The sequence below is a fragment of the Nocardia sp. NPDC056100 genome, assembly GCF_042266325.1.
In the GTDB taxonomy this organism is placed as follows: domain Bacteria; phylum Actinomycetota; class Actinomycetes; order Mycobacteriales; family Mycobacteriaceae; genus Nocardia.
On the sequence record NZ_JBHJVY010000006.1, the window covers coordinates 295,649 to 321,577 of the forward strand.

Consider the following 25,929-nt stretch of genomic DNA (forward strand, 5'->3'; position numbering starts at 1 on the left):
TCAACGCCTATCGCACCGGATCAGCTGGGACGACCCACCTCGTAGGTGCCGTCATCCTTGGTGACCTTGATGGTGACCTTCTTGGCCTCACCGCCCACCTTGAGCGAGCAGTCGAAGGTCTTGTCGACCTCGACCTTCTGGCCGGACGGGCAGCTCACATCCTGGACATCCTCGATGCCGTAGGAATCCTTGAGCACCTTCTGCACACCGGTGGCCACGGCCTTGTTGTCGAGCTGATCCTTGGCGGTCAGCACCACCACACCGCCGACGATGGCGCCGAGCACCACCAGGACCGCCAGCGCGATGCCGATGATCAGCCCGGTCTTCTTCTTTTTCGCGGGCTGCGGCTGCGGCCACTGCTGACCACCGGGCTGGGACTGATCCCAGCCGGGCTGCCCGGGCTGACCCTGCTGCGGCCACTGCGGCTGGCTCCCCGCCCACTGCTGACCGGGCTGCGGCTGCTGGCCCCACTCCTGACCGCCGGTGGCGGGCTGCTGCGGCTGACCCTGTTGCGGCCATTGCGGCTGACTCTGCCCCCACTGCTGACCGGGCTGCGGCTGCTGCGGCTGGCTCTGCGCCCACGGCTGCTGCTGGTCACCCCAATTCGTGGTCGGCTGCGCGGGCTGCCCACCCCAGTTCTGACCCGGAGCGCCGCCGGGCTGCGGCTGACCGCCGCCCCACTGCTGCGTCGGATCGTTGCGTCCCTCCCCAGTGCCTGGGGCGTCGTTCGGTCCGTACGGGCCGCTCATTTGCTTGCCTCCACTCGCAATCCGATGTACACACGCTAGCCCCCCGAGCGGGAACACGCTCGTGAACCCACCGCGGTCGGTACGTCTGAAAGAATCAAAGCACAGTCACATTCGCTACGCGGCGTCCACCGCGACGACACCCCGCCGAATAGCCTTGACCGCCTTGGCCGCTGTGGCCGCGACCTCCACATCGTCGGCGGTGTTGTGGATCTGATCCAGCATGTCGATGACCTGCCGGCACCAGCGCACGAAATCGCCCGCCGAGAGCGGATTTCCGCGATCGCCACTGGCCAGCAGCGCATCGGCGAGGTCATCGCCGCGCGCCCAGGAATGCATACCCGTGACGAAACCCAGATCGGGTTCGCGGGTGGGCGAGAGCCGATGCTTGGCCTCATCCGCACGCAGCTGCGACCACACCCCGATGGTGGCGTCCACGGCCCGGCGGATCGGCGCGGTCGGCCCCGAAGCGCCGAGATAGCCGCCCTCTTGGCGGGATTCGAACACCAGGATCGATACCGCCGCCGCCAATTCGGCCGGGCCGAGGCCGCGCCACAGCCCCTGCCGCAGACTTTCGGCAACAACGAGATCGGCCTCGGCGTAGATACGCGCGAGCCGCCTGCCGTCGGCGGTCACCTCACCGTCTTCCACGTATCCGCGTTCGGCGAGCAACGCGAGAATCCGGTCGAAGGTGCGCGCCAGCGAATTGGTCGTCGACGCCACCTGCTGACGCAGCGATTCGGTCTCGCGCGCGAGCCGGTTATAGCGTTCGCCGATGCGCGCCAACTGTTCCCGATCCGGCCGTGCGTGCGCCGGATGGTTGCGCAGGGCCCGCCGCAGCGACTGCAACTCGTGATCGTCCGCGGCCTTGGACTTCTTACCGGTGCGACCGCGCCCCGGCACCACGATGCCGGTACTGCGCAGCGCCGACGCCAGATCGCGCCGCACCCGCGCGGTGCGATGGTCCACATGCCGCGGCAACCGGAGATGACCGAGCGATTGCGCGGGTGTCGGGAAGTCCGCGGCCGAGACCCGGCCCGCCCACTTGTCCTCGGTGAGCACCAGCGGACGCGGATCACCCGGTGTCGCATCGGCTTCCAGAATTACCGCGAGCCCCTGGCGCCGACCCGCCGGAATGGCCACCACATCGCCGCGCCGCAGCGCGGCCAGCGCGTTCACCGCCGCCGACCGCCGATCGGTGCGGCCCTGATTCTCGATCTGACGTTCCCGGCCCCGAATGCGTTCGCGCAGTTGGATGTACTCGAGGAAATCGTCATCGCCGAGCTGCGAACGCAGCTTGCGCATGGCCGATTCGTTCTTGTCGATACCGCGCACCAGCCCCACCACCGAGCGGTCGGCCTGGAACTGCGCGAACGAGCGCTCCAGCAGCGCCCGCGAGTTCTCCGCACCCATCCGATCCACCAGATTGATGGACATGTTGTACCCGGGCCGGAACGAGCTCTTGAGCGGATACGTTCGGGTGGAAGCCAATCCGGCCACCGCGCTGGTGTCCACATCCGGATTCCACATGACCACCGCGTGGCCCTCGACGTCGATACCGCGCCGCCCGGCCCGCCCGGTGAGCTGGGTGTACTCGCCCGGGGTCAGCTCCGCGTGCGTCTCACCGTTGAACTTCATCAGGCGTTCGAGCACCACGGTGCGCGCGGGCATATTGATGCCCAGAGCCAGTGTCTCCGTGGCGAATACGGCCCGCACCAGACCGTGCACGAACAGATCCTCGACGGTATGCCGGAAGGCGGGCAGCATGCCCGCGTGATGCGCCGCGAATCCCCGGTGCAGTCCCTCACGCCATTCCCAGTAGCCGAGCACCTCGAGATCACCGCGCGGCAGATCGCCGGTGTGCTTCTCGATGATCGCGTCGACCTCCTCGCGATCCTCATCGCGTGAGAGGTCCAGCCGCGAGCGCACGCATTGGGCAAGCGCCCCATCGCATCCCGCGCGACTGAAGATGAACGTGATGGCCGGGAGCAGACCCTCGTCATCGAGTTTGGCGATCACCTCGGGCCGGGGCACCGGCCGGAAGAACCGGCGCGGACCGCCGCGCCCACGCCCGGGCACGCCGAAATTCTCGGTCCGATCCGCGGCTTCGCGCTGTTTGATGAAGCGCACCAGATCCTCATCGACCAGGACCTTCTGATCGCTGGATCGGGAGTCGAAGAGATCGAACATGCGCCGCCCGACCATGACGTGCTGCGACAGCGGCACCGGCCGGGTCTCGTCCACGATGACCGCGGTATCCCCGCGCACGGTTTCCATCCACGCGCCGAATTCCTCGGCATTGCTGACCGTGGCGGACAGGCACGCCAGCCGCACCTCGGGCGACAGGTGCAGGATGACCTCCTCCCACACCGCGCCGCGGAACCGGTCCGCCAGATAGTGCACCTCGTCCATCACCACATACGAGAGCCCTTGCAGCGCATCGGAACTCGCGTACAGCATGTTCCGCAGCACCTCGGTGGTCATCACCACGACCGCGGCGTGCGGGTTGATGGACTGGTCACCGGTGAGCAGACCCACCGATTCGCGCCCGTAGCGGGCGGTCAGATCGGCGAATTTCTGGTTCGACAGCGCCTTGATCGGCGTGGTGTAGAAACACTTCCCGCCCGAGGCCAGCGCCAGATGCACCGCGAATTCACCGACCACGGTCTTACCCGCACCGGTGGGCGCGCAGACGAGCACACTGTGCCCGCCCGCGAGCGCCTCACAGGACTGCCGCTGGAACGGATCCAGCTCGAATTTCAGCTCGGCGGCGAATGCCGCCAATTCGCCAGTAAGCGACCTTGATGTCACCGTCAGAGGGTATCGGAGTAATCCGACACGCTTCGCGTTGTTTTCTCCGGCGTGGCCGCGGCGACCGGTTCGGGAGTCTCCACGGGGGTTGCCGCATCGATGCCGCCACTGCTGTCCCCGAGCGGTGAGGCCTCGTCATCGGGCAGGTTGTTCCAGTTCTCGGCATTGCGCGCCTTGCGCTTATCGTTGACGCGCGCGATCTGCACCGCGATCTCGAACAGCACGGTCAGCGCCAGCGCGAGCGCCAGCATGGAGAACGGGTCCTGCGGTGTCACGATGGCCGCGAACACGAACAGGCCGAAGATCAAGCCGCGCCGCCACTTGGTGAGCCGCTCATAGGTGAGCACGCCCAGGAAGTTCAGGCCCACGATCAGCAGCGGCGTCTCGAAGCTCACGCCGAAGATGATCAGCAGCTTGATGATGAAGCCGAAATACAGCGAACCGCTGAGCGCGGTGATCTGGGTGTTGTTGCCGATGGTGAGCAGAAAGCTCAAGGCGTGCGCCACAATCCAGTACGCCAGCACCGCGCCCGCGACGAACAGCGTCGCACCCGCGGTGACGAACGAGACCGCGTACTTACGCTCCTTGGCGTACAGCCCGGGCGTCACGAACGCCCACAGCTGGTACAGCCAGAACGGGCTGGCCATGACCACACCCGCGGTCGCGCCCACCTGCAATCGCAGCATGAACTGTTCGAACGGCGCGGTCGCCAGCAGGCGGCACGCCCCGTCGGGGCTGATATTGGCACGGGAGGACGCGGGCAGTTCACAGTACGGCCCGGTCAGCACATCACCGAGGCTCTCGATCCCGAGGAACGAGTGCGAGTACCAGAAGAATCCCAGCAGCGTGGTGACCGAGATGGCCGCCAGTGCGACGAGCAATCGATAACGGAGCTCGGCCAGATGCTCCACGAGGGACATGGTGCCCTCGGGATTGGTCCGGCGTTTGCTGCGGCGCGGATCGAACGGAATGCGCATGTGTGTGTGACTGCCTCGCGGTGAGTGAACGCCCCGGACCTGGACAACGCTCGACCCGGGGTGAGCTGATCACTCAACCCCGGGGACGGATGATGTCAGGCCTGGGGCTTCTCGACGTTCACGGGCTGCGCGACGGCAGCGGGCTGAACCGGCTGCGCGGCGGGAAGCTGCTGCGGGGCGGCCGCCTCGGGGGCGGTCTCGGCCGGCTTATTGGCCTCGGTCTGCATCTGGCTGACTTCGCTCTTGAAGATCCGCATGGATCGGCCGAGGCTGCGCGCGGCGTCGGGCATGCGCTTCGAGCCGAAGAACAGCAGGAAGACCAGTGCGACGATCAGCAAGTGCCACGGGCTGATGCTGCCCATAATTCCAACCTCCAAAGACTGTGGTGTTTCAGATGCTACCGGACATGCATATGCCCGGGTTTTTCGTCAAGAGTCCGAATGGGTCACTGCGCTCAACTCCGCCAGCAACTCCGGCCCGGACCAGGTGCGTTGGTCACCGTTCTCGGCGGCCGCTATCAATTCGATGAGCCGCGCGTTGACCGGTGTCGGCAAGCCGACCATGGTTCCGAGGGTCACGATTTCACCACAGAGCCAAGCGATTTCGGTTTTGCGACCCGCCGCCAGGTCATCGGCCATGGATGAGCGGGCCATCGGATCGATGGCGAGCACCCGTCCGGCAACCCGGCGGAAAACCCCGTCGGGGGCGGTCAGCAGGCGTGCCATCAGCTCGGGCGGCAGCGGGGTGAGCCGGGCCGGGCGAATCCGCGCGCGGGTCATCACCGCGAGCGCCTCCTGCTGGGTCAGGGCCAGACAGCGACGGTAATCGCGGGTGCCCAGCTCCTCGCGCAGCGGGCGGCCGGACAGCGCGTTGATGGGATTGTTCAGATTCAGCAGCAGTTTGGCCCACTGCACGGACAGCAGGTCCGGATAGCGCTTCACGCCGAGCCCGGATTCGTGCAGCACGGGCGCGAAACGGTTCAGCACGGCGTCATCGGCGATGGCGACCCCGCCCGCGGTACCGCGATGGAAGCGGCCGTTCTCGCGGTGCACGACATTGAACATGACCATGCCCGCCAGCACCACGCACGCGGGCAGCACCTCCCGGATGACCGCGTCATTGCCGATGCCGTTCTGCAGGCTGATCACCACGGTGCCGGGCTTGACCAGGCCGGACAGTTCGCGCGCGGCCTTCGCGGTATCGGCGGATTTCACGGTGATGAGCACCAGATCGGCGTCGGCCGCCGCGGCCGGATCGGTCGCGGTCCGGAACGCGGACGCCTCGACACGCTGGTCCAGTCCGTCCAGATCGGTGAGCCGCAGCCCGGACGCGCTGATCTCGTCGAGCAGGCGGGGCCGTCCGATGAACGTGACATCCGCGCCCGCACCGGCGAGCTTGCCGCCGACGAAAATGCCGATACTGCCCGCGCCCAGCACCATTACGCGCGGCGCGGAGCCCGGCGGTGTCATGTTCGGGACGGTCACGCCGGACCGACCTCCTCTAACCCGGTCAATTGCAGTTCGGTCGAATTATCTTGGACCAGGGCCGAATACGCGGCCAGCGCGGTGCCGGAGCGTTCGCGCACCGCGGTCACCAGTTCGGGCGGGCCGAGCACGGTGACCCCGGAGCCGAAGCCGAGCAGCAGCCGGGCCATCCAGTCCAGGGTGGCGAAGCGCATGGTGGCCTCGACATTGCCGTCCGGATGCACCGCGACCCGATGCATCGGATATTGATCCAGGACCCACGAGTAGTCGGCGTGAATCAGCAGGCGCGCCAGCGGAACCGCCGGATCGTCGACGAAAAGGTCCAGCGCCGAGGTCTCATCGGCGGCGGCCTCCGCGGGCGGACGGGCTGGTTCGTCGAGTTCGGCGGCCTCCTCGATGCGATCGAGGCGGAACAGGCGGACGCCCTCGGCTTCGCGGCACCAGGCCTGCAGATAGCTGTTGTTGTCCACCAAGACAATACGAATCGGGTCCACGGTTCGTTCAGACACCACATCGCGACTGGCCGAGTAGTAGACCATCCGCACGGCGTGACCGTTGGCGAGCGCGGAGCGCACCGTCGCCACCGACGGGGCCTCGGCCGGGGTGGCCGGGGCCTCGAATTCGATGCCGGAGATGGCGGATTCGATCTTCGCGATGGCCGAATGCGCGGCGCTGGGATCGACCATGCCGGGCAGATCCGCGATCGAGCGCAGGGCCACCAGCAGTGCGGTCGCCTCCAGTGAGGTCAGTCGCAGCGGCCGATCGATACCGGCGGAGAAGGTGACCTCGATGCTCTCCTCGGAGAACGACAGATCGATCAGATCACCCGGTCCGTATCCCGGAAGTCCGCACATCCACAGCTGATTCAGATCGCTCATCAGCTGTTTGGTGGTGACGCCGAGTTCGGCGGCGGCCTCCGCGGCGCTGATGCCCGGATTGGCCTGGAAGTACGGGACCATATTCAGCAGCCTGGACAGCCGCACCGAAAGCCTGCTCGCGGCAACGGCATTGGCACGGCGATCGCGGGCCCCGGTGGAGACGCGCGCACCGTCCGTGGCACCCGATGCGGGTTTGCGCGGATTGCCGCCGTCGCTCATGCCGAGACCTCCGTCCGTTCCAGCACCGACTCGAGCCGGGCGATCACATTGTGGCGCAGCTCTTCCGGCGCGAGCACCAGCGCGTCCGCGCCGAGACCGGTGATGAGCCGGGCCAGCCAATCGCGGGAACGGATGGGCACCTCCACGATCGAGCCCTTACGGCCGCCGAGCTCACGCTCCTCCATGGTCGCGCCGAGCCTGCGGATCTCCTGACCGCGGCCGTCCGCGACCCAGACCGTGGCCGAACCGGTGATCGGGGCCTGCCCGGTGACCTCGGCGACCAGCGCGCGCAGATCCACATCGGCGGGCTTGTGCACGACGTCCTCGGGGCCGTACGCGGTGATCGCCTCACCGATACGAGAGATGCGGAACACTCGCGGCGCGTTGCGAGCATTGTCATAGCCCGCGAGGTACCAGCGGCCGTGATGGGTGACCACACCCCAGGGCTGCACATCGCGTTCGATGGGTTCGCCGTGTGATTGCCGATGCAGGAATCGCACCGCGCGGCCCGCGTCGATGGCGGCCAGCAGTTTGCCCAGTACGGGTTCGGAACCGCGGGTGCGCGCCGGGACCGCGGGCACCGACGCGACACCGGCGTCGGGCTCGAGGTGAATGCCCGCCGCGCGCAGCTTGAGCAGTCCGCCCTCGGCCGCCGCGGCCAGTTCCGGGGACTCCCACAGCTGCACCGCGACCGCGACAGCGGCGGATTCGGCGCTGGTCAGATCGATATCGGGTAGCTCGTAGGCATCCCGATTGATGCGGTAGCCCTCGGCGCCGGAATACCGGCTGATGGGCCCGATTTCGAGGGGGATGCCCAGATCGCGCAGCTCGTTCTTGTCGCGCTCGAACATGCGGCTGAAGGCCTCGTCGCTCGCCGACTCCTCGTATCCCGCCACGGAATCCCGAATCCGCTCGGCGGTCAGGAACTGACGGGTGGACAGCAGCGCGATAACCAGATTCATCAACCGCTCGACCTTGGATATCGCCACCCGTTAGAGAGTAGTGTGCCCGCGCGACGCGCGTAGCACGGCAGTACCCATTTGCCTTCGGCTTCGCTGCAAGCGAATTCACGAATCCGCCCGGCGCGTCGGCCACCGACGACGAGGCGGGCCGTGAATCCGAGGATTCACGGCCCGCCTCTCGATCGCGAACTATGCCGCTACATCGAGGCGATGAGCCGGTCGACGCGCTCATCCACCGAGCGGAACGGGTCCTTGCAGAGCACCGTGCGCTGGGCCTGATCATTGAGCTTGAGGTGCACCCAGTCGACCGTGAAATCACGACCGGCTTCCTGTGCGGCGGTGATGAAATCGCCGCGCAGTTTGGCGCGAGTGGTCTGCGGCGGGGTGTTGACCGCCGCGTCGACCGCCTCGTCCTCGGTGATGCGCTTGGCCAAACCCTTGCGCTGCAACAGGTCGAAGACGCCGCGGCCGCGCTTGATGTCGTGATAGGCCAGATCCAGCTGGGCGATCTTGGGATCGGACAGCTCCATGCTGTAGCGATCCTGATAGCGCTGGAACAGCTTGCGCTTGATGACCCAGTCGATCTCGGTGTCCACCTTGGCGAAATCCTGCGCCTCGACGGCATCGAGGGTGCGGCCCCAGAGGTCCACCACCGCGTCCACCTGCGGATCGCGATCGCGATTGCGCAGATGTTCGACGGCGCGGGCGTAGTACTCGCGCTGGATTTCCAGGGCACTGGCCTGCCGGCCACCCGCCAAGCGCACGGGGCGCTTACCGGTGAGATCGTGCGACACCTCACGGATGGCCCGAATCGGGTTGTCCAGAGCGAAGTCTCGGAAGGCGACGCCCGCCTCGATCATCTCCAGCACCAGCGATGCGGTGCCGACCTTGAGCATGGTGCTCGGCTCGGCCATATTCGAATCGCCGACGATCACGTGCAGGCGGCGGTACTTCTCGGCATCGGCGTGCGGCTCGTCACGGGTGTTGATGATGGGCCGCGACCGCGTGGTCGCCGAGGAGACGCCCTCCCAGATGTGTTCCGCGCGCTGTGAGAGGCAGAACGTGGCGGCCTTGGGCGTCTGCAGCACCTTGCCGGCACCGCAGATCAGCTGGCGGGTCACCAGGAACGGCAGCAGCACATCGGAGATGCGGGAGAACTCGCCCGCACGCACCACGAGGAAGTTCTCATGGCAGCCGTAGGAGTTGCCCGCGGAGTCGGTGTTGTTCTTGAACAGGTAGATGTCGCCGCCGATACCTTCTTCGGCGAGACGCTGTTCGGCGTCGATGAGCAGATCCTCCAGGACCCGTTCACCGGCGCGGTCATGAGTGACCAGCTGCACCAAGCTGTCGCACTCGGCCGTCGCGTACTCCGGATGGGAACCGACATCGAGGTAGAGCCGGGCGCCATTACGAAGGAACACGTTGGAACTACGGCCCCAGGAAACCACCCGGCGGAAGAGATACCGGGCCACCTCGTCAGGACTCAACCGACGGTGACCGTGAAAGGTGCACGTCACCCCGAATTCGGTTTCGATCCCCATGATTCGTCGCTGCACCCTATCGACATTACAGCGATGTAGTGCCCGATAAGGGCGGTGTGGCAGACCCGATGCAAACGTATTCACAACGATTTAGCACGGGATGCAACGCCGCACCCCCTGTAGGCAGCGAAAAGGCAAGTCCCCTTTGCACTCTGCTGTGCAGAGTGCAAACACTCGCAGGTCCCGAGTGCAACGTGGCGGGGGGTGAAAATGCGAAACCGGGCCGCGAACAATAGGTTCGCGGCCCGGTTTCGGGGCGGGAGAAAATCGCCCGGAATCGCCGGGCGCGCACTTGTCGTGTGCGGCCGGGGATTTCGGCGAAATTCTAGGCCTGGGACGGATCTCCGGACGAGGGCCTGTCGGCCTCGGCCGCCGCCGCGGCGCTCTGCGCCTTACCGGTGATCAGTTCCTGTAGTGCGGCCCCGGTGATGCGGCGGAAAGCCCGTCGCGGCCGGGACTGTTCGAGCGTGGCGACCTCCAGCGAGGCCGACGCGGCCGGCTTCTTGTCCTTGTCCGCGCCCTCGGGTGCGGACTTGGCCAGGGCCTGCATCGCCACCGTGACAGCGGAGTGCAGGTCCAGGCCGGGCTGGTAGGACGCCTTGAGCGCGGTGACGATGGGCTCGGTATTGCCGCCCATGACCACGAATTCGCGCTCGTCGACGATGGATCCGTCGAAGTTGATGCGGTACAGCACCGAACTCGGCGTCGAATCCGGGTAGCCGACCTCGGCCACGCAGATCTCGACCTCGAACGGCTTGAGCTGATCGGTGAAGATGGTGCCCAGGCTCTGCGCGTACAGGTTGGCCAGGAAGCGGCCGGTGACATCGCGCCGGTCGAACTGGTAACCACGCAGATCAGCCTGCAGAATGCCACCGCGGCGCAGGCTTTCGAACTCGTTGTACTTACCGACGGCGGCGAAACCGACGCGGTCGTACAGCTCGCTCACCTTGTGCAGTGTGGCCGAGGGGTTCTCGGCCACGAACACCACACCCTTGTCGTACACCAGCACGATGACGCTTCGCCCGCGTGCGATGCCCTTGCGCGCGAGTTCGGTCTTATCGCGCATGATCTGTTCGGCGGACGCGTAATACGGCAGTGTCATGCTCGCGCACTCCCCTCTTCGTCCGCGCGTTCGGCCACGATCTCGCGGGTGATCTCGGCCAGCCGTCCCTCCGACACCTCAACGGAGCCTTCGGAATCGATGACGATCGCCGTCGGATAGATGCCCCGCAGGGTGTCGGGGCCGCCGGTGGCGGTGTCGTCGTCGGCGGCGTCGAACAGGGACTCCACGGCGATGCTCAATGCCGCGTCCTGATCGATGCCCCGGCGATAGGTCTTCTTCAGCGACGATTTGGCGAACAGCGAGCCGGAACCGACCGCGGTGTAACCGAATCGCTCCTCGCTGCGGCCGCCGACCACGTCGTAGGAGATGATGCGGCCGGACTTATCCGGATCGGATTGATCCGGATCGAAACCGACCAGCAGCGGCACCACCGCGAGACCCTGCAGGGCCGCGGGGAGGTTGTCGCGCACCATCTTCGAGAGTTTGTTGGCCTTGCCGTCGAAGGTGAGGGGGACGCCCTCGATCTTCTCGTAGTACTCGAGCTCCACCGCGAACAGCCGGATCATTTCGATGGCCATACCCGCGGTGCCCGCGATACCGGCCGCCGAGAAGGTGTCGGTGATGTACACCTTCTCGATGTCCCGGCTGGCCAGCAGGTTGCCCTGGGTGGCCCGGCGGTCGCCCGCGATCAGCACACCGCCGCGGTAGCTGACCGCGACGATGGTGGTGCCGTGCGGTGCGATATCCGAGGGCGCGCCCGTATTCGAGAGCGCTCCGTCACCCCGGAAGCTGTTGCCGGGCAACAGTTCCGGAGCGTGCATCCGCAAGTATTCGGAGAAGGAGGAGAGGGCGTTCCCCATCTGGAGACGCAGTGGGTCGCCTTGGGTCACTGGCCGCCCTTCTGAACGTATGCGCGCACGAAGTCCTCGGCATTCTCCTCGAGGACGTCGTCGATCTCATCGAGCAGGTCGTCGGTCTCCTCAGCCAGTTTCTCCCGGCGCTCCTGCCCCGCAGCACCGTCCCCGACGGGGCCCTCATCCTCGTCGCCACCACCGGCGCGCTTGGTCTGCTCTTGTGCCATAGCAGCCGACCTCCTCTGTGATCATCGGCGAGCACCGGAGAAAATCCGATGCCCGTCCCCCAACACTACCCAGCGGCGGCGACAACATGCCGGATTAACCGCAATGACGTCGCTTCGCGATCTTCCGGAAGCCTGCCGCCGCCTCTCGTTTTCACCCTCAGTGGGTGAGCTGTTGCACCAATTCGGCCGCGGTCTCGACACCGTCCAGCAACTTGCCGACGTGGGCTTTGGTGCCGCGGCGGGGTTCGAGGGTGGGGATGCGGACCAGGGAGTCGCCGCCGAGGTCGAAGATGACCGAGTCCCAGCTGGCGGCGGCGATGTCCGCGCCGAAGCGGCGCAGGCATTCGCCGCGGAAGTAGGCGCGGGTGTCCGTGGGCGGGTTGGTCATGGCGTCGAGGATCTGCTGTTCGGAAACCAAGCGCTGCATGGAACCTCGGGCCACCAGGCGGTTGTAGAGGCCCTTGTCCAGGCGGACGTCCGAGTATTGGAGGTCGACCAGGTGCAGTTTGGGGGCCGCCCAGGTGAGGCCCTCGCGCTTGCGCATGCCTTCCAGCAGACGGAGTTTGGCGGTCCAGTCGAGCAGGTCCGCGGTCTCCATGGGGTCGCGCTCGAGCAGGTCCAGCACATGCGCCCACTTGGTGAGCAGGTCCTGCACGCGGGCGTCGTCGATGCCCTGGCGGTAGACGAATTTCTCCACGCGGTCGAGGTAAATGCGTTGCAGCGCAAGGCCGGTCAGCTCGCGGCCGTCGGCGAGCGCGACCGTGGCGCGCAGCGTCGGATCGTGGCTGATGGTGTGCACGGCGGTAACCGGGCGAGCCAGTTGCAGATCGGAGAGATCCTCGCCCGCTTCGATCATGTCGAGCACCAGCGCCGAGGTGCCGACCTTGAGGTAGGTGGCCCATTCGGACAGGTTCGCGTCACCGATGATGACGTGCAGGCGACGGTATTTGTCCGCATCGGCGTGCGGTTCGTCACGGGTATTGATGATGCCGCGCTTGAGCGTGGTCTCCAGGCCGACCTCGACCTCGATGTAATCCGCGCGCTGGGAGAGCTGGAATCCGGCGGTATCACCGTTCTGGCCGATGCCGACGCGACCGGAACCGCAGATCACCTGGCGGGACACGAAGAACGGGGTGAGGCCCACGATGATCTGGTTGAACGGGGTCTCACGGCTCATGAGGTAGTTCTCATGGGTGCCGTAGGAGGCGCCCTTACCGTCGGTGTTGTTCTTGTACAGCTGCATGCGGGGCGCGCCCGGCACGCTGGAGGCGAAGCGGGCGGCGGCCTCCATGACCCGCTCACCGGCCTTGTCCCAGATCACCGCGTCCAGCGGGTCGGTGACCTCGGGGGCGGAGTATTCGGGGTGCGCGTGGTCGACATAGAGCCGTGCGCCATTGGTGAGGATCATATTCGCCGCGCCGACCTCGTCGGCGTCGATGACGGGTGCGGGGCCGTTGAGCCGGCCGAGGTCGAATCCGCGTGCGTCGCGCAGCGGTGATTCCACCTCGTAATCCCAGCGGGTGCGTTTGGCGCGCGGCACGCCTTCGGCTGCGGCATAGGCGAGAACCGCCTGGGTCGACGTGAGAATCGGGTTGGCCGACGGCTCCGAAGGCGTCGAAATGCCGTACTCGACCTCGATTCCGATGATGCGCTGCATGTGGTCGAGCCTAGGCGACGCGGGCGCGGATCGGGCGCGACCGGGTCGGGCTCGGGTCTCGGGGTTGGTCATTCGTGCGGCGTATCCGGCATCGTCCTCCCGGGTGATCCGCCGCCACCTGCGCGGACGACACAATGTCAGACATGGTCGAACCGGTCACCTCCCCGCGATCGGAACGCCCGATCACCGCCGCGAGCGCGTCGAATCCCGTTCCGGCGGAACGCGATACCGCACCGACGGCATCTCGTTCGACGCGACTGCCCGCCCTGGATGTGCTGCGCGGCATCGCGATTCTGGGCACCCTCGGCACCAATATCTGGATCTTCACCAATGGTTCGGGACTGGTCGGCTACATCTCACACCTGGACGAGCCCGATGGCGTGTGGCTGTGGATCGAGCGCTTCCTGCAACAACTGGCGCAGGGCAAGTTCCTCGGACTGCTCACCATCATGTTCGGTATCGGGCTGGCGATTCAGCAGGGGTCCGCGGTGCGCGGCGGGCGAGCGTGGCCGGGCAAGTATCCGTGGCGAGCGGCCCTGCTATGCCTGGACGGTCTGCTGAACTTCCTGCTGGTCGCCGAATTCGATGTGCTGATGGGCTATGCCATTACGGGCCTGGTGGTGGCGTTCGTGCTCGCCACCGGGCCGCGGGCGCAGCGCCGCTGGCTGATCGTGGCGGCGAGCGTGCACACGCTCATGCTCACCGCGATCGTGGCGGGCATCGCGCTGGCCGACGGGCAACAGGAATCGTCCACCCCGCAATCGCTGGACCCCAATCCCTATGCGGACGGCTCCTTCTGGGATCTGGTGGTGTTCCGCGTCGACCACGCGCTGCTGTTCCGACTCGAACCGGTCTTCATCTTCCCCATGTCGATCGCCCTGTTCCTGCTGGGCGCGCGCCTGTTCCGGGCCGGGGTGTTCGAACCGGACGGTGCGCGAATCCGCAAGCGCCTGATGATCATCGGAGCGGTCGCCGCACCCGTGGACTTCGCCGTCGGCATGGTGGGCGGCGACCTGATCCTGGTGACCCGCTACGGCCTGGCCCCGTTCGTGTCGATGGGCATCCTGGGCCTGGTCGCCCATGTCTACACCCATCGCAGCGCCCCGGCCTTCGTCGGCCGCCGCTTCGCCGAGGTCGGCCGAATGGCGTTGAGCTGCTACATCTTACAGAATCTGCTCGCCGGATTCCTCTGCTACGGCTGGGGTCTGGGCCTGGCGGCCCTGGTCTCCCCCGCCGCGCGCGTCCCCTTCACCCTCGGTATCTACCTACTCGTATCGGCCTGCATGCTCGTCTTCGCCCACATCTGGCTGCGCCGTTTCGACCGCGGCCCGGTCGAATGGCTGTGGAACGCCAGCTACCGCGCCCTGGCAGAGCGCGGCAGCGGCACCGCTCACGCCGCGTAGACGACGCGAATCAGACCGTGCTCACCGGCACAGCGTCGAACCAACGGGCCAGCGCGAACCGCAATCCGCCCAGGTCGGTGATATCGAGGGTCGGGGCGTCGGTCGCCCAGGCGACGTAGGTATCCGGACGCAGCAGGAGTGCGGCGGCGGGTGGATCTTCGGTGCGAGCCTGCACGATCTCGATCCGATCGGCGTATGGCCTCAGTGCATCGGCGAATGAGCCGGTTTCGGTGAGGTCGAGCAGCAATGGCCTCGCGGCCCTGGTCAATTCGGCTACGCGAAACCGGCCCGAGGTGGTGTCCAGGTCGAGGTCGGGGGCGGGCGCGCCGACCAGCGGATGCGGGTCCGGCACGCCCATGTCGTAGCGAACGTCCGATCCGGAGATCAGCTCGGCGATCCGCAGCACCGTGGCCGGGTCGGTGAGCAGTTCGGCGAAAACCGCGCGCATGGCGGTGATGTCCGCGCCGGGCGCGAGTAGCGCCGCCTGAGTTTGCGACTGCGCCACCGCGCGGTCGGCGGCGATTCGCCGCTCGACGTCGTACGTGTCCAGGAGACCGTGCGGCGCTTGGCCTTTGATCTCGGCGGCGAGTTTCCAGCCGAGGTTCATGGCGTCTTGCAGACCCAGATTGAGGCCGGGACCGCCGCCGAATACCAGCACATGCGCGGCATCACCGGCGAGGAAAACGCGGCGGTCCCGGAATTGTGCGGCGACCCTGGTGTTTCCGCCGAGCTGGCGGCGCAGGGCGTGCGGTCCGGGTCCGGTCGCGGGACCGAGTTCGATCTCCGCGCCCAGCACGTACGCGATGCTGGCCTGCATTTCCGCCAGGGTCATCGGCCCGTCCTGTGCCGGGCGATCCCATTCGGTGGTGCTGAACAGCGGCGTCCGGCCGGGGAACGGCGCGTAGGCCAGTCCGCCGTGTTCGGTGCGAATCGGCAGGAAGGGGCGAATCTCGCCGTAGCCGGGGACGCGCAGCATCCCGGTGACGGGATCCACCAGGTCCGGGGAGATGGTGGCGTGCGCGGTGCGGGTGGTGGTGCGGTCGTAACTGACTCCGGGAAAGCCGATTCCGGAGCGCTTGCGAACCACGCTGTGCCCGCCGTCCGCGCCGACCAGGTATCGGGCGCGCAGCCGGACCGTCTCCCCCGCCGTCGAAACATCCACGGTGACAGCGTCTTCGTCCTGCGAGATGCCGGTTATATCGGTGCCCCAGCGGATTTCCGCGCCGAGTTCGAGCGCCCGATCCCGCAACACCGCGACGAGCTCCGGTTGCGGAATCGCCATATTGTAGACGGGACTGTGCTCGAGCAGGCTCAAATCCAAAGGGAGAGCGGCGAACATGAAGTAGGCGGAGTTGGGTTGCGGCCGTCCGGGCAGTCCGCCGAGACGCTCGTACAGGCCGCGCCTATCCATCATCGGCACCACCTGTCCGACCAGGCCGTTGGCCTTGGCTTCGGAACTGGGTTCGGTGAGCCGTTCGAGCACCAGCGGGCGGATACCGGCCAGGGCGAGTTCGCTCGCCAGCATCAGGCCGACGGGGCCCGCTCCGGCGATGATGACGTCGTGGGTCATGACTTCTCCTGCGAGACAGCGTTTTTCAGTTAGGGCACCGGCAGGCCCGCGGCCAGCCGGTCGAGCGCATCGCGCAGCAGATCCATGAGCGGTTGCGGCGGATCGGCGCGCTGACTGTGATCGATGGCGGCGCTGATGGCGGCCGAGACCGCGGCGGCGACCAGACTCGGATACAGGTCCCGGGCGGGATCGGTGCCGGTGCGGGCGGCCACCGCGGCCGTAAGTGTCTGCTGCGCGGTCGCATTGGCTTCGAGAATGGCCACCTGCACCGCGGGTGTGCCGAGCATGATGCGAATGCCGTCCACCCAGTGCCGGTCGGTGGTGGTCGCGGCGGTGACGGTCTCGCCGAGTCCGAAGCGGTCCAGGACGGCGGCTGTCATTGCCTCCCAAAGGGTTTCACCGTCCGGGCGGGCGGCGAATTCCTCGGCGACCTGTTCCATGCGTTCCAGATGCCGGGACGCCACGGCCTCGGCCTTACTGGAGAAGTAGTTGCGGAAGGTGCGCACCGAGACATTGGCGGCGGCGGCGATGTCCTCCACCGTCACGTTGTCCCAGCCGCGTTCGACGCCCAGCCGAATGGTGGCCAGGCTCAGGGCGAGCCGGGTTTCCCGCTTCTTGCGTTCACGCAGTCCATCGCTCACCTGTCCCAGCGTACCAATTTTTGCCGTCGCGGCAATATTTCCCCGTCGGCAAAATTATTCGACGTACGAGAGGCCCCGCCATGTCTTGCGATGGTGATCGACCGAGCAGCGACTGTCAGCCGAGCTGGGCGGCTTCCCGGCGCGCCACCAATTCGGCGACGACGGTATCCCGGGTCATCGGCACCTCGAGACTGCGCGCATTGCCCTCGAGCAGCGCGAGAACCGATTCGGTGAGGATGCCCTCGACCTGCTCGGAGGTGAGCACACCATCCGCGCGCCAGCTGTTGACCACGCCGTCCACGAAACCGACCATGCCGAAGGCGGTGGGGCGGGCGCGATTCGGATCGAGTCCGAAGCCGCCGAGGATATCGGCGAACAGGTCCGCCAATTGCGCACCGATGCGATCACGCGCCCCGGCCAGCGCCCCCGAGGACTGCCCGTGTGGATCACCGGCGGCCAGGAAGCGATGCAGATTCGGATGCCGCACAACCCAACCCACGTAGGTGCCGACCGCGCCGCGCACCGCATCGCGCACAGTGCCGTCGGGCCGCAGGCGCGGAAGCAGTTCGGCCAGTAGCGAATCCAGAATGTGGCGGCGAATCGCCTCGTCGAGATCGGCGCGGCCGTCGAAGTGCCGGTAGACGACCGGGCGCGGCACCTTGAGGCGATCGGCGATCTGCTGCACCGAGATCTCCACACCATTGTCCTCGATGACACCGAGGGCGGCGTCGAGCATATCGGCGCGGCGGCGGGCCTTGTGTCCGCTCCAGCGGGTGCTGCGGCCGTCGCTCGACGGGGTATGAGTGCTGGTTCCGGTCACTCGGCCCACGATACCCACCTGCTTATTGACCGATACACCGTGTACCACTAATCTGAGTGTAACAGCGTGTATCAGTAATTTCAGTCAGGATGCTGCCATGAGCAACGACGCCATCGCCTCCCCCGACAAGACACTGCTCCCTCGCGATTCCTTCGCTCAGCGACTGCTCACGGGGCATGTGAAGAAGTTCTACGATCCGGTCGTCGATATCGACTGGGACGCACCCCTGGACCCGGACAAACTCTTCCTGCCGCCCGAGGTGGTCTCGCTCTTCGGCACGCCGCTGTGGGATGCGATGGATCATGAACAGCGCCGCGAACTCTCGCGCCAGGAACTGGCCAATGTGCTCTCGGTCGGCATCTGGTTCGAGAACCTGCTCAATCGACTGCTGTTGCGCGAGCTCATGTCCGGTGATCCGCGGTCCCGGCATTCGCACTACACGCTCACCGAGATGGGCGATGAATGCCGGCACATGATGATGTTCGGCAAGCTCATCGATCGGGTGGAGGCGAAGCCGTACTGGCCCAATCGCTATGAGCGACTGACCATCAGCGCATTGCAGATCGTCCTGCGCGGTTCCATGGTGTGGGTGGGCGCGCTGGTCGGCGAGGAGATCTTCGACGCCATTCAGCGCCAGACCCTGGACGACCCGGAATTGCAGCCGGTCGTGGCGCGCGCCATGCGGATTCACGTCACCGAGGAGGCGCGCCATATCGGTTTCGCCCGGGATGCCTTGGCGCGCATGGTCCCCGAGATGTCGCGGGCCGAACTGGCGTACACCAAACTGTGCGTCGCCATCGCCGCACCGCTGTTCGTGCACCTGATGACGAACTGGCATATGTACGTCCGCGCCGGCATCGAGGACGGTCGCGGTGCACGGCGGATGGCCCGCGCCAATCCGCATGCCAAGCGCGCCCTGGGCGTGGGAGCCGCGAATCTCGGTGCGTTCCTGGACAAGCAGGGCCTGATCGGCCCGATCGGTAAGCGCATCTGGCAGCGCCAGGGGCTGCTGTGAGGCGATCGCGGCGGGCGGCGGCACCGGATATCGACTATCCGGATCCCGCTCCCGCACCGGAGTATTCGGGTCCGGCGCTCTTGGACGCGCCGGGCGCGGAGGTCGCCGTCACGGTCAGCCTGAACGGCCATCTCGATCCGATCGACGGCAATTTCCATTGGTACGGAAGGGTTTCCGCGCCCGAGGGCGTCGAACTACCCGATCCCGGGCGCGGTCAGGTCTTCCTCACACTGCCGGGTGGGACGCCCGCGCGCGGTGTGCTCCAGGAGCGTGACCCGTGGGGCAATCTGCGCATCGTCGGACTCGGTGAGCCGCCATTCCCGTTGGAGCAGGCCGAGATTCACCACCGTTAGCCGGACAGGCCGATGAGATCGGCCATCAGTTCCACGGCGTAGTCGAAGAACGGCCCGGCGGGATCCATACTGCCGACCAGCTGCCCGGTGAGTTCGAAGCCGACCGCGCCGTAGAGCTGCGTCCACGCCACCACCGTGCGCGCCACGCCCTCGGGCGGCAATCCCGGCGCGATCTGCGCGGCGATCTCGGAGCATTGTGCGGTGAGCTCGGCGGACATCTCGCCCTCGCCGTCCGCCAAAGTGCCTGCCCGCCAGGCGTTCACGACGATTCCCAGCGCGGCGACCGGCACCCGGGACGCGGGCCCGATGGTGTCCTGCGGCGCTTGATACCCCGGCACCGGCGACCCGTACAGCAGCGCGTATTCGTGCGGATGCCCGATGGCCCAGTGCCGCACCGCCGCCGCCGCGGCCCGCCACTGCGCGCGCGGGGTGTCCCCGGTCGCGACCGCGTTCTCCACCGCCTCGCCGACGGCGTTGTACGCCTCGATGATCAGCGCGGTGAGCAGTTCGTCCCGGCTCGGGAAGTACCGGTACAGCGCCGAGGACACCATGCCGAGTTCGCGGGCGATGGCACGCAGCGACAGCGCGGCCGCGCCGGAGTCGGCGAGCTGACGGCGCGCCGCGTCGGTGATCTCGCGGGTGATCTCGGCTCGTGCCCGTTCACGGGCGGTGCGTGGGGCGCTCATGCGAATAGTGTGCCACGTTTCGGAGCATATGAATGAAATGAGAGCACTGCTCTTGACAGCGCGGCGACCGGCGGCGCACACTGATCACATCAGAGAGCGCCGCTCTCGAATATGAGAAGGAAGTCAGCCATGAGCGACCTCGCAACCCGGTACCTGTCCCCCACCGGCCTGGACCCGATCATGAACCGCATCGCCAACACCCTGCCCAAACTGGGCATCAGCGTGGCGGGTTCACGACTGCTCGCGGTGCGCGGGCGCAAGAGCGGCGAATGGCGCACCACGATGGTCAATCTGCTGGTCGTCGACGGACAGCGCTATCTGGTCGCACCGCGCGGCCACACCCAGTGGGTCCGGAATCTGCGCGTCTCCGGCAATGGTGAACTGCGGCTGGGCCGCAAGACCGAGACCTTCACCGCACGGGAGCTCCCCGATGCCGAGAAGCTCCCCGTCCTGCACGCCTACCTGGATCGCTGGGGCTGGGAAGTGGGCCGGTTCTTCGAGGGCGTGACCAAGAACTCCTCCGATGCCGAATTGGCCGCCATCGCACCGGGATTCCCGGTTTTCGCGCTCTCGTGACGAATCGTCGCGCCGCTCAGCGCAATTCGTCGAGCGCTTCGTCGCTGCGGGCGAGAATGGCGCGGCCGTCGGCGGTAAGCACGATCGGCCGCTGGATGAGTCGCGGATGGGTGGCGAGGGCTTCGATCCAGCGGTCCCGCTCGGCGGGCGTGCGATCCCAGGAGGCCACCCCGAGTTCCTTGGCCTCGGGTTCGGCGGTGCGGGTGATATCCCACGGTTCGAGCCCGAGTTTGCCCAGTACGGAATCGATTTCGGCGACGCTCGGCGGATCGTCGAGGTAGCGGCGCTCGACGTACTCGACGCCGGTGTCATCGAGCGTCGCCTTGGCCGTGCGGCTCTTCGAGCATTTGGGGTTGTGCCAGATCTCGGTTGCCATACCGGGCAGCCTAATTCGGGCCGATCACAGCCAGTCGACGACCCACGGGTACGGGCGCATCCAGTACAGCGCCGATTCGGGCAGCGGTCCGCCCCAGCGCTGTTCGGCCTGGCCGAGTTCCCACAGGTATTCGGGGGCGGGCTCACCCTCGTGAATCTCGAACAGGTGCCGCCGCCAGGTATTGAGCATGGCGGGCACGACCTGCGGATCGGTGCCGAAGGCCCAGTTCACGCAGCGGCCCATGAGGGTGTCGACGGCGTGATTGGCGGCATTCGGATCACCGGTGCTGAGCGAATGCAGGAAGGCCGCGACCAGGTTGTAGGCCATGGCGTCGTGCACCGAGGTCTGACCGTTCTCCAGCGCCCAGACGCCGAGATAGGTCGGCCCCTGCTCATCGATCCACACCGCATGCGCCTCACCGACCCGATTGTCGAAGATGAGCGCCATCAGCAGGCCGAGCACGGCCTTACCGGCGATCAGCGGATCTGGTGTGCCGGTGGCGATGGCATCGTCGATGAGCGCGCGATACGCGGTGGCGGCGATACCCGGCCGCTGCGCCTCGAGCAACGCGTCGGCGGCCTCACCGCCCGCGAGCTGATCCGCCGGAGGCTGTTTCGGCCCGCTGACCGATTCCATCCCGTCCCCGGAGATGTTCAGCAGTTCGGTCTGCGCCACCTCACCCAGCGGCGGCCCGAGCGGCACCGACAGATCGATGGGCGGGGGCGCGTCGAAGGGCTCCGCGCCGAAGGGCGGCGGGGCGAGGAAATCCGGATCCACCGGAGCCGGACCGAAGGGACCCGGAACCGGCGACTCCGGGCCGAGCGACGGCTGCGCGAAAGGAGCTGAGCCGAGCGGAGGCTGACCGAGCGGGTCCGGTCCAGGCAGTCGCTGGCCGAGGGGGTCCGGCCCCGGCAGACGCTGGCCGAGTGCATCCGTCCCCGGCAGGGGTTGACCAAGCGGGTCGGAGCCGAGCGGAGGCGTGCCGAGGGGATCCGCGCCGAGCGGGGGTTGACCGAACTGCCCCGGTCCGGGCGGCGGCGCGAATGGATCCTGGCCGAGGGGCACGTCCGTGCGCTGCGGGGCCGGAGCGGCATTTTCCACCGCGGCGGAGCTGTTCAGGTATCCCAGTGCCTCGCGGGCGAATTCGTTGTCGTGCGCGAGCAGCCAGTCGCGGCCGGCGCGCAGGGTGTCGATGAGGTGGCCGCCGACCTCGTGTTCGATGGCGGCGCAGATGGCGTAGTAGCCGTAGGCCCGGTATTCGTCGTAGCCGTCGCCCTCGGCGACCAGGAGCTGGGCGTACCGGCTTGCCAGATCATGTCTTTCGATATCGCCGAGCAGGGTGCACGCGGTCATGGCGGCCATCAGGACCTCGCCGTGATCGCCGTGGCTGCGGCGCAGATCGATGCAGCGGTCGGCCATGAGCACGGCGCTGTCGGCGCGGCCGAGCTGGGTGGCGGCCTCCACGCCCATGGAGTACATGGTCGCCAGGGTCGCGGGCGGGATATCGGCCGGGAACCGTGCCGGGCCGTTCTCGGCGATGCGCAGTGCCTGGTCGTATTCGCCCGCGGCGAACGCGGACCGGAAGGTGTACGACACCACCCAGCCGTAATCCTTGGGGTCCGGCGGTGACAGCAGCGCATTGTCGAACGCCGTCAGCCGGGCGAGCGCTTCGGGCGCGCGGCCGGATTCCAGCATGCCGCTCGCCTCGTTCATCACCTCGACGAACGCATTTCGATCCATGGCCTCTTCGCCTTCCCGCCTTCTTCAGGTCCGGATCGTATGGGGCGCCACCGGACTCGCGCGGGCAGTGAGGGAAACGTCATAGTTTGAGGGACGCGGGCATGAAAGGCTACCCGGCGACCCGCTCCGGTCGCCGGGAATGCTCCTCCCCCGGCACTCAACTACGTTCCCCCACAACATTTTCCGCCGCGCTTACGCCGACGGCACCACCCCCTGATCGGGCTCACAACCGAATATCCGGTGGTGCGGGGATGATTCGCCGCCGCACCACCGAATACTTCAGCACTCAGCCCGGCACCTTGTCCAGGAATCCGTGCACCCGTTCGATCTTCCCGCCGGAGATGGTGATCACATCGAATCCGATGACGATCGGCTCCTGCGCTCCCGGCGCGTTCAGGGTCCAGGTGAAGCGGGCGATATCGTGGTGGCCGTCCACGGCGCCGAGTCCGAATTCCAGCCCGGCGAACTGTTCCTGGGCTCCGGCCACCATCTCCGCGACGGCCTCGGTGCCGACCAGGGACACCAGCGGATCGGTGAAAATCACGCCGGGGGTGTACAACTCGTCGATCAGCGCCAGGCGCTTATCGGCATCCTTCTCGTTCCAGCTGTCGATGTACCGCTGTGCAATGTTCTCGTATTCGCTCATGTACCAAGCTTGTTCGCTGAGCTGCGCGGAAGCGATTACGCGTCAGGTAAAACCTTTCGCGGCCGCAGCCGCACCACCACGGTGCCGCGATCGAGCGCCGCGCGCAGTTCCTTGCGGTTGACGCGGCCGACGGGGTCGAGGCTGATCTTGGCGAACTTCCCGTGGGTCGGGTTCTGCTCGAGGATGATTCCGTAGCATTCGGCCGCGGTCTCCTCATCCCTGATCACCTCCCAGTCCGCCTCGACGGGTTGCCGTCGCACCGTGAGGCGCACCGGCTCGCCGGGGCGCAGATTGCGGTGCCAGCGCGCGGCGGTGCCGATCAGGATCTGCCCTTCGAATTGGGCGTAGCCGACCGGGTTTTCGTAGACGTGCCCGGTCTTGCGGCCGATCACGGTGACGATCAGCAGTTTCGAGCTGACCATGCGATGCAGTGGTGAGCGCAGCAGGCGGCGCATGAACGCGTCCCCCGTGCGCTGGACGCGCGATCCGACGGCGGGTTGGACGCTGGTGGCGGGACTGGACATCGGGACTACCTCCGAGTCACCTATTTACTGAGTAGATACTCAAAAACTACGGCCGAATGCGGCATACTGCAAGGGCAGGCAGCGAAAATCCAGGAGGCGATATGACATCGGAGCGCGCGACCCGCCCGCGTGGCCGCCCCCGCACCGGCGTCCGCGAGGCCGTCATCGCCTGCGCCCAGCAGACCCTCACCGAATCCGGCGTGGCCCGCCTGTCCACCAAGGAGATCGCCAAGCGCGCGGGCGTCGCCGAATCCAGCATCTTCTACCACTTCGGCGACCGAATGGGCCTGCTACAGGCCGTGATTCAGCATCAACTGCGCCCCTTCAAGGACCTCCTCACCGACCGATCCGGCACCGCCGCAACCGATCTCCGCACCGACCTGGTCACCCTGCTGTCCACCCTCGAGGACTTCTTCACCGCCGCCATCCCGGTCATGGCAGCGGTCGAATCCGACGCCGACCTCCGCGCGGTCTACCAGCAGCGCAGCCGCGACCTGGACCTGGGTCCGCACCGCGCCGTGGAAGCCGTTGCCGCACAACTGACCCGGCACACCGCCCCCGGCACAGACCTGCGCCCCGCGGCCCTGCTGCTTGTCGGCGCGGCCCACCAGCGCGCCCTGCAACGCCGCCTCAGCCCGCCGGACGCGCACGCGGACCTGCCCGCACCCGCCGCCATCGCCGACGCGGTGGCCCGGCTCCTGGAACCTCACACGTCGAAGTAGAGGTCGAATTCGTAGGGGTGCGGACGGACGTTGATTTCGGCGATCTCGCTATCGCGTTTGATGCGGATCCAGGTTTCGATGAGGTCCTCGGTGAAAACGCCTCCGTGGGTGAGGTATTCGTGATCGGCTTCGAGACGGTCGATGACGGCGTCGAGGCTGGCGGGGGTTTGGGTTACCTCGGCGGATTCCTCGGGGGTGAGTTCGTAGAGGTCTTTGTCGACGGGGAGGGCGGGCTCGGTTTTATTTGCGATGCCGTCCAATCCGGCCATCATCATGGCGGCGAAGGCGAGGTACGGATTGCCGGAGGAATCGGGGCAGCGGAATTCGAGGCGCTTCGCGGCGGCACTGGTTCCGGTGACCGGGATGCGCACGGCGGCCGAGCGATTGCGCTGGCTGTACACCAGATTCACCGGGGCCTCGTAGCCGGGGACCAGGCGCTTGTAGGAATTCACCGTGGGGTTGGTCCAGGCCAGCAATGACGGGGCGTGATGCAGCAGGCCGCCGATGTAATGCCGGGCCAGATCCGAGAGGCCCGCATAGCCCGCCTCATCGTAGAACAGCGGTGCGCCGTCCTTCCAGAGGGATTGGTGCACATGCATTCCCGAACCATTGTCACCGAACAGCGGCTTCGGCATGAAGGTGACGGTCTTTCCGTGCTCCCACGCGGTGTTCTTGATGATGTACTTGTAGAGCTGGAGGTCATCGGCGGCGGCCAGCAGGGTATTGAAGCGGTAATTGATCTCCGCCTGCCCGCCGGTGCCGACCTCGTGATGCCCCTTCTCCAGATCGAATCCGGCGCGCATCAGGTTGGTGCACATCTGATCTCGCAGGTCGACGTCGGCGTCATAGGGCGCGACGGGGAAGTATCCACCCTTGGGGCGCACCTTGTAGCCGCGGTTCAGGGATCCGTCCGGATTGTGTTTCGCGCCGCTGTTCCAGCCGCCCGAGACCGAATCCACCTCGTAGAAAGCGCCATTCATCTTGGTCTGATAGCGCACCGAATCGAAGATGTAGAACTCGGCTTCGGGCCCGAAGTACGCGGTATCGGCGATTCCGGTGCTGCGCAGGTAATCCTCGGCCTTGCGCGCCACATTGCGCGGATCGCGACTGTACGCCTGCCGGGTGTGCGGATCGTGCACGAAACAGTTGATATTGAGCGTTTTCGCGCCGCGGAACGAATCCAGTTGTGCGGTGCCGAGATCCGGCAGCAACAGCATGTCCGATTCATGGATGGCCTGGAAGCCGCGCACCGACGAACCGTCGAACGCGATGCCCTCCTGCACCAGATCCGGTCCGAACATCGTTGCGGGAATGGAGAAATGCTGTTGTACGCCGGGCACATCGCAGAAGCGGATATCGACGTATTCGACGGCTTCGGCGCGGATGAATTCCTGTACGCCGGGTGCGGTGGGGGTGATCACTGCGGGCTCCTAGTACA

26 protein-coding genes are annotated in these 25,929 nt (G+C 66.8%); 5 read left to right on the forward strand and 21 right to left on the reverse strand.

Annotated features, from left to right (window positions below):
* Nucleotides 1–20: 20 nt before the first annotated feature.
* From ACFC0O_RS40470 to dop, 12 genes are all read right to left on the reverse strand, one after another.
* On the reverse strand, nt 21–749 hold the full coding sequence (locus tag ACFC0O_RS40470) for a DUF4333 domain-containing protein (protein ID WP_375967513.1): 729 nt from the start codon (nt 747–749) through the stop codon (nt 21–23).
* Nucleotides 750–863: 114 nt separating this feature from the next.
* The gene (locus ACFC0O_RS40475; RefSeq protein WP_375967514.1) at nt 864–3,557 is read right to left on the reverse strand and encodes a DEAD/DEAH box helicase; all 2,694 of its coding nucleotides are present in this window, start codon (nt 3,555–3,557) and stop codon (nt 864–866) included.
* 2 nt (nt 3,558–3,559) lie between these two features.
* Complete coding sequence (tatC, locus tag ACFC0O_RS40480) at nt 3,560–4,534, reverse strand: twin-arginine translocase subunit TatC (RefSeq protein WP_375967515.1); 975 nt, start codon at nt 4,532–4,534, stop codon at nt 3,560–3,562.
* Nucleotides 4,535–4,629: 95 nt separating this feature from the next.
* Entirely contained in the window at nt 4,630–4,896 is a 267-nt protein-coding gene (tatA, locus tag ACFC0O_RS40485; RefSeq protein WP_375967517.1) for a Sec-independent protein translocase subunit TatA, read from the reverse strand.
* Nucleotides 4,897–4,962: 66 nt separating this feature from the next.
* Nucleotides 4,963–6,003, reverse strand: coding sequence for a 2-dehydropantoate 2-reductase (locus ACFC0O_RS40490; protein WP_375967773.1), 1,041 nt, complete (start codon nt 6,001–6,003; stop codon nt 4,963–4,965).
* 11 nt (nt 6,004–6,014) lie between these two features.
* Nucleotides 6,015–7,115 (reverse strand): helix-turn-helix transcriptional regulator, encoded by a 1,101-nt coding sequence (locus ACFC0O_RS40495; protein ID WP_375967519.1) that lies wholly within the window; start codon nt 7,113–7,115, stop codon nt 6,015–6,017.
* Nucleotides 7,112–8,104 (reverse strand): YafY family protein, encoded by a 993-nt coding sequence (locus ACFC0O_RS40500; protein WP_364634014.1) that lies wholly within the window; start codon nt 8,102–8,104, stop codon nt 7,112–7,114. Before ACFC0O_RS40500 ends, ACFC0O_RS40495 begins: the two co-directional genes overlap by 4 nt.
* 170 nt (nt 8,105–8,274) lie before the next feature.
* A complete protein-coding gene (gene pafA / locus ACFC0O_RS40505; RefSeq protein WP_375967521.1) occupies nt 8,275–9,633 on the reverse strand; it encodes a Pup--protein ligase in 1,359 nt (452 codons plus the stop codon).
* A gap of 310 nt (nt 9,634–9,943) precedes the next feature.
* Complete coding sequence (gene prcA, locus ACFC0O_RS40510) at nt 9,944–10,720, reverse strand: proteasome subunit alpha (RefSeq protein WP_375967523.1); 777 nt, start codon at nt 10,718–10,720, stop codon at nt 9,944–9,946.
* The gene (prcB, locus tag ACFC0O_RS40515; protein WP_364634008.1) at nt 10,717–11,541 is read right to left on the reverse strand and encodes a proteasome subunit beta; all 825 of its coding nucleotides are present in this window, start codon (nt 11,539–11,541) and stop codon (nt 10,717–10,719) included. The genes prcA and prcB overlap by 4 nt, the downstream gene beginning before the upstream one ends.
* A 26-nt stretch (nt 11,542–11,567) precedes the next feature.
* Nucleotides 11,568–11,762 (reverse strand): ubiquitin-like protein Pup, encoded by a 195-nt coding sequence (locus tag ACFC0O_RS40520; RefSeq protein ID WP_067536347.1) that lies wholly within the window; start codon nt 11,760–11,762, stop codon nt 11,568–11,570.
* 157 nt (nt 11,763–11,919) lie between these two features.
* Complete coding sequence (gene dop, locus ACFC0O_RS40525) at nt 11,920–13,419, reverse strand: depupylase/deamidase Dop (RefSeq protein WP_364634007.1); 1,500 nt, start codon at nt 13,417–13,419, stop codon at nt 11,920–11,922.
* Nucleotides 13,420–13,562: 143 nt separating this feature from the next.
* Between dop and ACFC0O_RS40530 the strand changes: the two genes are divergently transcribed.
* Nucleotides 13,563–14,822 carry a DUF418 domain-containing protein gene (locus ACFC0O_RS40530; RefSeq protein ID WP_375967526.1) on the forward strand — a complete coding sequence of 420 codons (1,260 nt, stop codon included), beginning with the start codon at nt 13,563–13,565 and terminating at the stop codon, nt 14,820–14,822.
* A gap of 10 nt (nt 14,823–14,832) precedes the next feature.
* On the opposite strand, the gene ACFC0O_RS40535 is transcribed toward ACFC0O_RS40530, so the two are convergent.
* From ACFC0O_RS40535 to ACFC0O_RS40545, 3 genes are all read right to left on the reverse strand, one after another.
* Nucleotides 14,833–16,392 carry an FAD-dependent monooxygenase gene (locus ACFC0O_RS40535; protein WP_375967528.1) on the reverse strand — a complete coding sequence of 520 codons (1,560 nt, stop codon included), beginning with the start codon at nt 16,390–16,392 and terminating at the stop codon, nt 14,833–14,835.
* Nucleotides 16,393–16,421: 29 nt separating this feature from the next.
* On the reverse strand, nt 16,422–17,033 hold the full coding sequence (locus ACFC0O_RS40540) for a TetR/AcrR family transcriptional regulator (protein ID WP_375967530.1): 612 nt from the start codon (nt 17,031–17,033) through the stop codon (nt 16,422–16,424).
* A gap of 115 nt (nt 17,034–17,148) precedes the next feature.
* Entirely contained in the window at nt 17,149–17,853 is a 705-nt protein-coding gene (locus tag ACFC0O_RS40545) for a TetR/AcrR family transcriptional regulator (protein ID WP_364634001.1), read from the reverse strand.
* Nucleotides 17,854–17,950: 97 nt separating this feature from the next.
* Here ACFC0O_RS40545 and ACFC0O_RS40550 point away from each other — a divergent pair, with 97 nt between their 5' ends.
* Both ACFC0O_RS40550 and ACFC0O_RS40555 read left to right on the forward strand, forming a co-directional pair.
* A complete protein-coding gene (locus ACFC0O_RS40550) occupies nt 17,951–18,868 on the forward strand; it encodes a diiron oxygenase (RefSeq protein ID WP_375967532.1) in 918 nt (305 codons plus the stop codon).
* A complete protein-coding gene (locus ACFC0O_RS40555) occupies nt 18,865–19,221 on the forward strand; it encodes a DUF4873 domain-containing protein (RefSeq protein ID WP_375967534.1) in 357 nt (118 codons plus the stop codon). The genes ACFC0O_RS40550 and ACFC0O_RS40555 overlap by 4 nt, the downstream gene beginning before the upstream one ends.
* Here the strand turns inward: ACFC0O_RS40555 and ACFC0O_RS40560 are convergent.
* Nucleotides 19,218–19,907 (reverse strand): TetR/AcrR family transcriptional regulator, encoded by a 690-nt coding sequence (locus tag ACFC0O_RS40560; RefSeq protein WP_364633995.1) that lies wholly within the window; start codon nt 19,905–19,907, stop codon nt 19,218–19,220. The genes ACFC0O_RS40555 and ACFC0O_RS40560 overlap by 4 nt on opposite strands.
* 129 nt (nt 19,908–20,036) lie before the next feature.
* Between ACFC0O_RS40560 and ACFC0O_RS40565 the strand changes: the two genes are divergently transcribed.
* A complete protein-coding gene (locus ACFC0O_RS40565) occupies nt 20,037–20,483 on the forward strand; it encodes a nitroreductase family deazaflavin-dependent oxidoreductase (RefSeq protein WP_364633993.1) in 447 nt (148 codons plus the stop codon).
* Nucleotides 20,484–20,499: 16 nt separating this feature from the next.
* On the opposite strand, the gene ACFC0O_RS40570 is transcribed toward ACFC0O_RS40565, so the two are convergent.
* From ACFC0O_RS40570 to ACFC0O_RS40585, 4 genes are all read right to left on the reverse strand, one after another.
* Complete coding sequence (locus tag ACFC0O_RS40570) at nt 20,500–20,859, reverse strand: arsenate reductase family protein (RefSeq protein ID WP_375967536.1); 360 nt, start codon at nt 20,857–20,859, stop codon at nt 20,500–20,502.
* Between the two features lie 24 nt (nt 20,860–20,883).
* Nucleotides 20,884–22,599 (reverse strand): hypothetical protein, encoded by a 1,716-nt coding sequence (locus ACFC0O_RS40575; protein ID WP_375967538.1) that lies wholly within the window; start codon nt 22,597–22,599, stop codon nt 20,884–20,886.
* 286 nt (nt 22,600–22,885) lie between these two features.
* A complete protein-coding gene (locus ACFC0O_RS40580) occupies nt 22,886–23,245 on the reverse strand; it encodes a nuclear transport factor 2 family protein (protein WP_375967540.1) in 360 nt (119 codons plus the stop codon).
* A 35-nt stretch (nt 23,246–23,280) separates the two neighbouring features.
* A complete protein-coding gene (locus ACFC0O_RS40585; protein WP_375967541.1) occupies nt 23,281–23,769 on the reverse strand; it encodes a nitroreductase/quinone reductase family protein in 489 nt (162 codons plus the stop codon).
* A 101-nt stretch (nt 23,770–23,870) separates the two neighbouring features.
* On the opposite strand from ACFC0O_RS40585, the gene ACFC0O_RS40590 reads away from it, so the two are divergent.
* Nucleotides 23,871–24,491 carry a TetR/AcrR family transcriptional regulator gene (locus tag ACFC0O_RS40590; RefSeq protein WP_375967542.1) on the forward strand — a complete coding sequence of 207 codons (621 nt, stop codon included), beginning with the start codon at nt 23,871–23,873 and terminating at the stop codon, nt 24,489–24,491.
* Here ACFC0O_RS40590 and glnA read toward each other — a convergent pair.
* A complete protein-coding gene (glnA, locus tag ACFC0O_RS40595; protein ID WP_375967544.1) occupies nt 24,476–25,912 on the reverse strand; it encodes a type I glutamate--ammonia ligase in 1,437 nt (478 codons plus the stop codon). The two genes, ACFC0O_RS40590 and glnA, sit on opposite strands and share 16 nt — an antisense overlap.
* Between the last annotated feature and the right edge of the window lie 17 nt (nt 25,913–25,929).

Coding starts and splice junctions, on each gene's coding strand:
- ACFC0O_RS40590 (WP_375967542.1), top strand. CDS start 23,871: ATGACATCGGAGCGCGCGACCCGCCCGCGTGGCCGCCCCCGCACCGGC.
- ACFC0O_RS40495 (WP_375967519.1), bottom strand. CDS start 7,115: ATGAGCGACGGCGGCAATCCGCGCAAACCCGCATCGGGTGCCACGGAC.
- prcA (WP_375967523.1), bottom strand. CDS start 10,720: ATGACACTGCCGTATTACGCGTCCGCCGAACAGATCATGCGCGATAAG.
- ACFC0O_RS40565 (WP_364633993.1), top strand. CDS start 20,037: ATGAGCGACCTCGCAACCCGGTACCTGTCCCCCACCGGCCTGGACCCG.
- tatA (WP_375967517.1), bottom strand. CDS start 4,896: ATGGGCAGCATCAGCCCGTGGCACTTGCTGATCGTCGCACTGGTCTTC.
- tatC (WP_375967515.1), bottom strand. CDS start 4,534: ATGCGCATTCCGTTCGATCCGCGCCGCAGCAAACGCCGGACCAATCCC.
- ACFC0O_RS40560 (WP_364633995.1), bottom strand. CDS start 19,907: ATGAGCGCCCCACGCACCGCCCGTGAACGGGCACGAGCCGAGATCACC.
- ACFC0O_RS40535 (WP_375967528.1), bottom strand. CDS start 16,392: ATGACCCACGACGTCATCATCGCCGGAGCGGGCCCCGTCGGCCTGATG.
- ACFC0O_RS40520 (WP_067536347.1), bottom strand. CDS start 11,762: ATGGCACAAGAGCAGACCAAGCGCGCCGGTGGTGGCGACGAGGATGAG.
- ACFC0O_RS40575 (WP_375967538.1), bottom strand. CDS start 22,599: ATGGATCGAAATGCGTTCGTCGAGGTGATGAACGAGGCGAGCGGCATG.
- prcB (WP_364634008.1), bottom strand. CDS start 11,541: ATGGGGAACGCCCTCTCCTCCTTCTCCGAATACTTGCGGATGCACGCT.
- ACFC0O_RS40585 (WP_375967541.1), bottom strand. CDS start 23,769: ATGTCCAGTCCCGCCACCAGCGTCCAACCCGCCGTCGGATCGCGCGTC.
- ACFC0O_RS40550 (WP_375967532.1), top strand. CDS start 17,951: ATGAGCAACGACGCCATCGCCTCCCCCGACAAGACACTGCTCCCTCGC.
- dop (WP_364634007.1), bottom strand. CDS start 13,419: ATGCAGCGCATCATCGGAATCGAGGTCGAGTACGGCATTTCGACGCCT.
- ACFC0O_RS40490 (WP_375967773.1), bottom strand. CDS start 6,003: ATGACACCGCCGGGCTCCGCGCCGCGCGTAATGGTGCTGGGCGCGGGC.
- ACFC0O_RS40580 (WP_375967540.1), bottom strand. CDS start 23,245: ATGAGCGAATACGAGAACATTGCACAGCGGTACATCGACAGCTGGAAC.
- ACFC0O_RS40570 (WP_375967536.1), bottom strand. CDS start 20,859: ATGGCAACCGAGATCTGGCACAACCCCAAATGCTCGAAGAGCCGCACG.
- ACFC0O_RS40530 (WP_375967526.1), top strand. CDS start 13,563: ATGGTCGAACCGGTCACCTCCCCGCGATCGGAACGCCCGATCACCGCC.
- ACFC0O_RS40470 (WP_375967513.1), bottom strand. CDS start 749: ATGAGCGGCCCGTACGGACCGAACGACGCCCCAGGCACTGGGGAGGGA.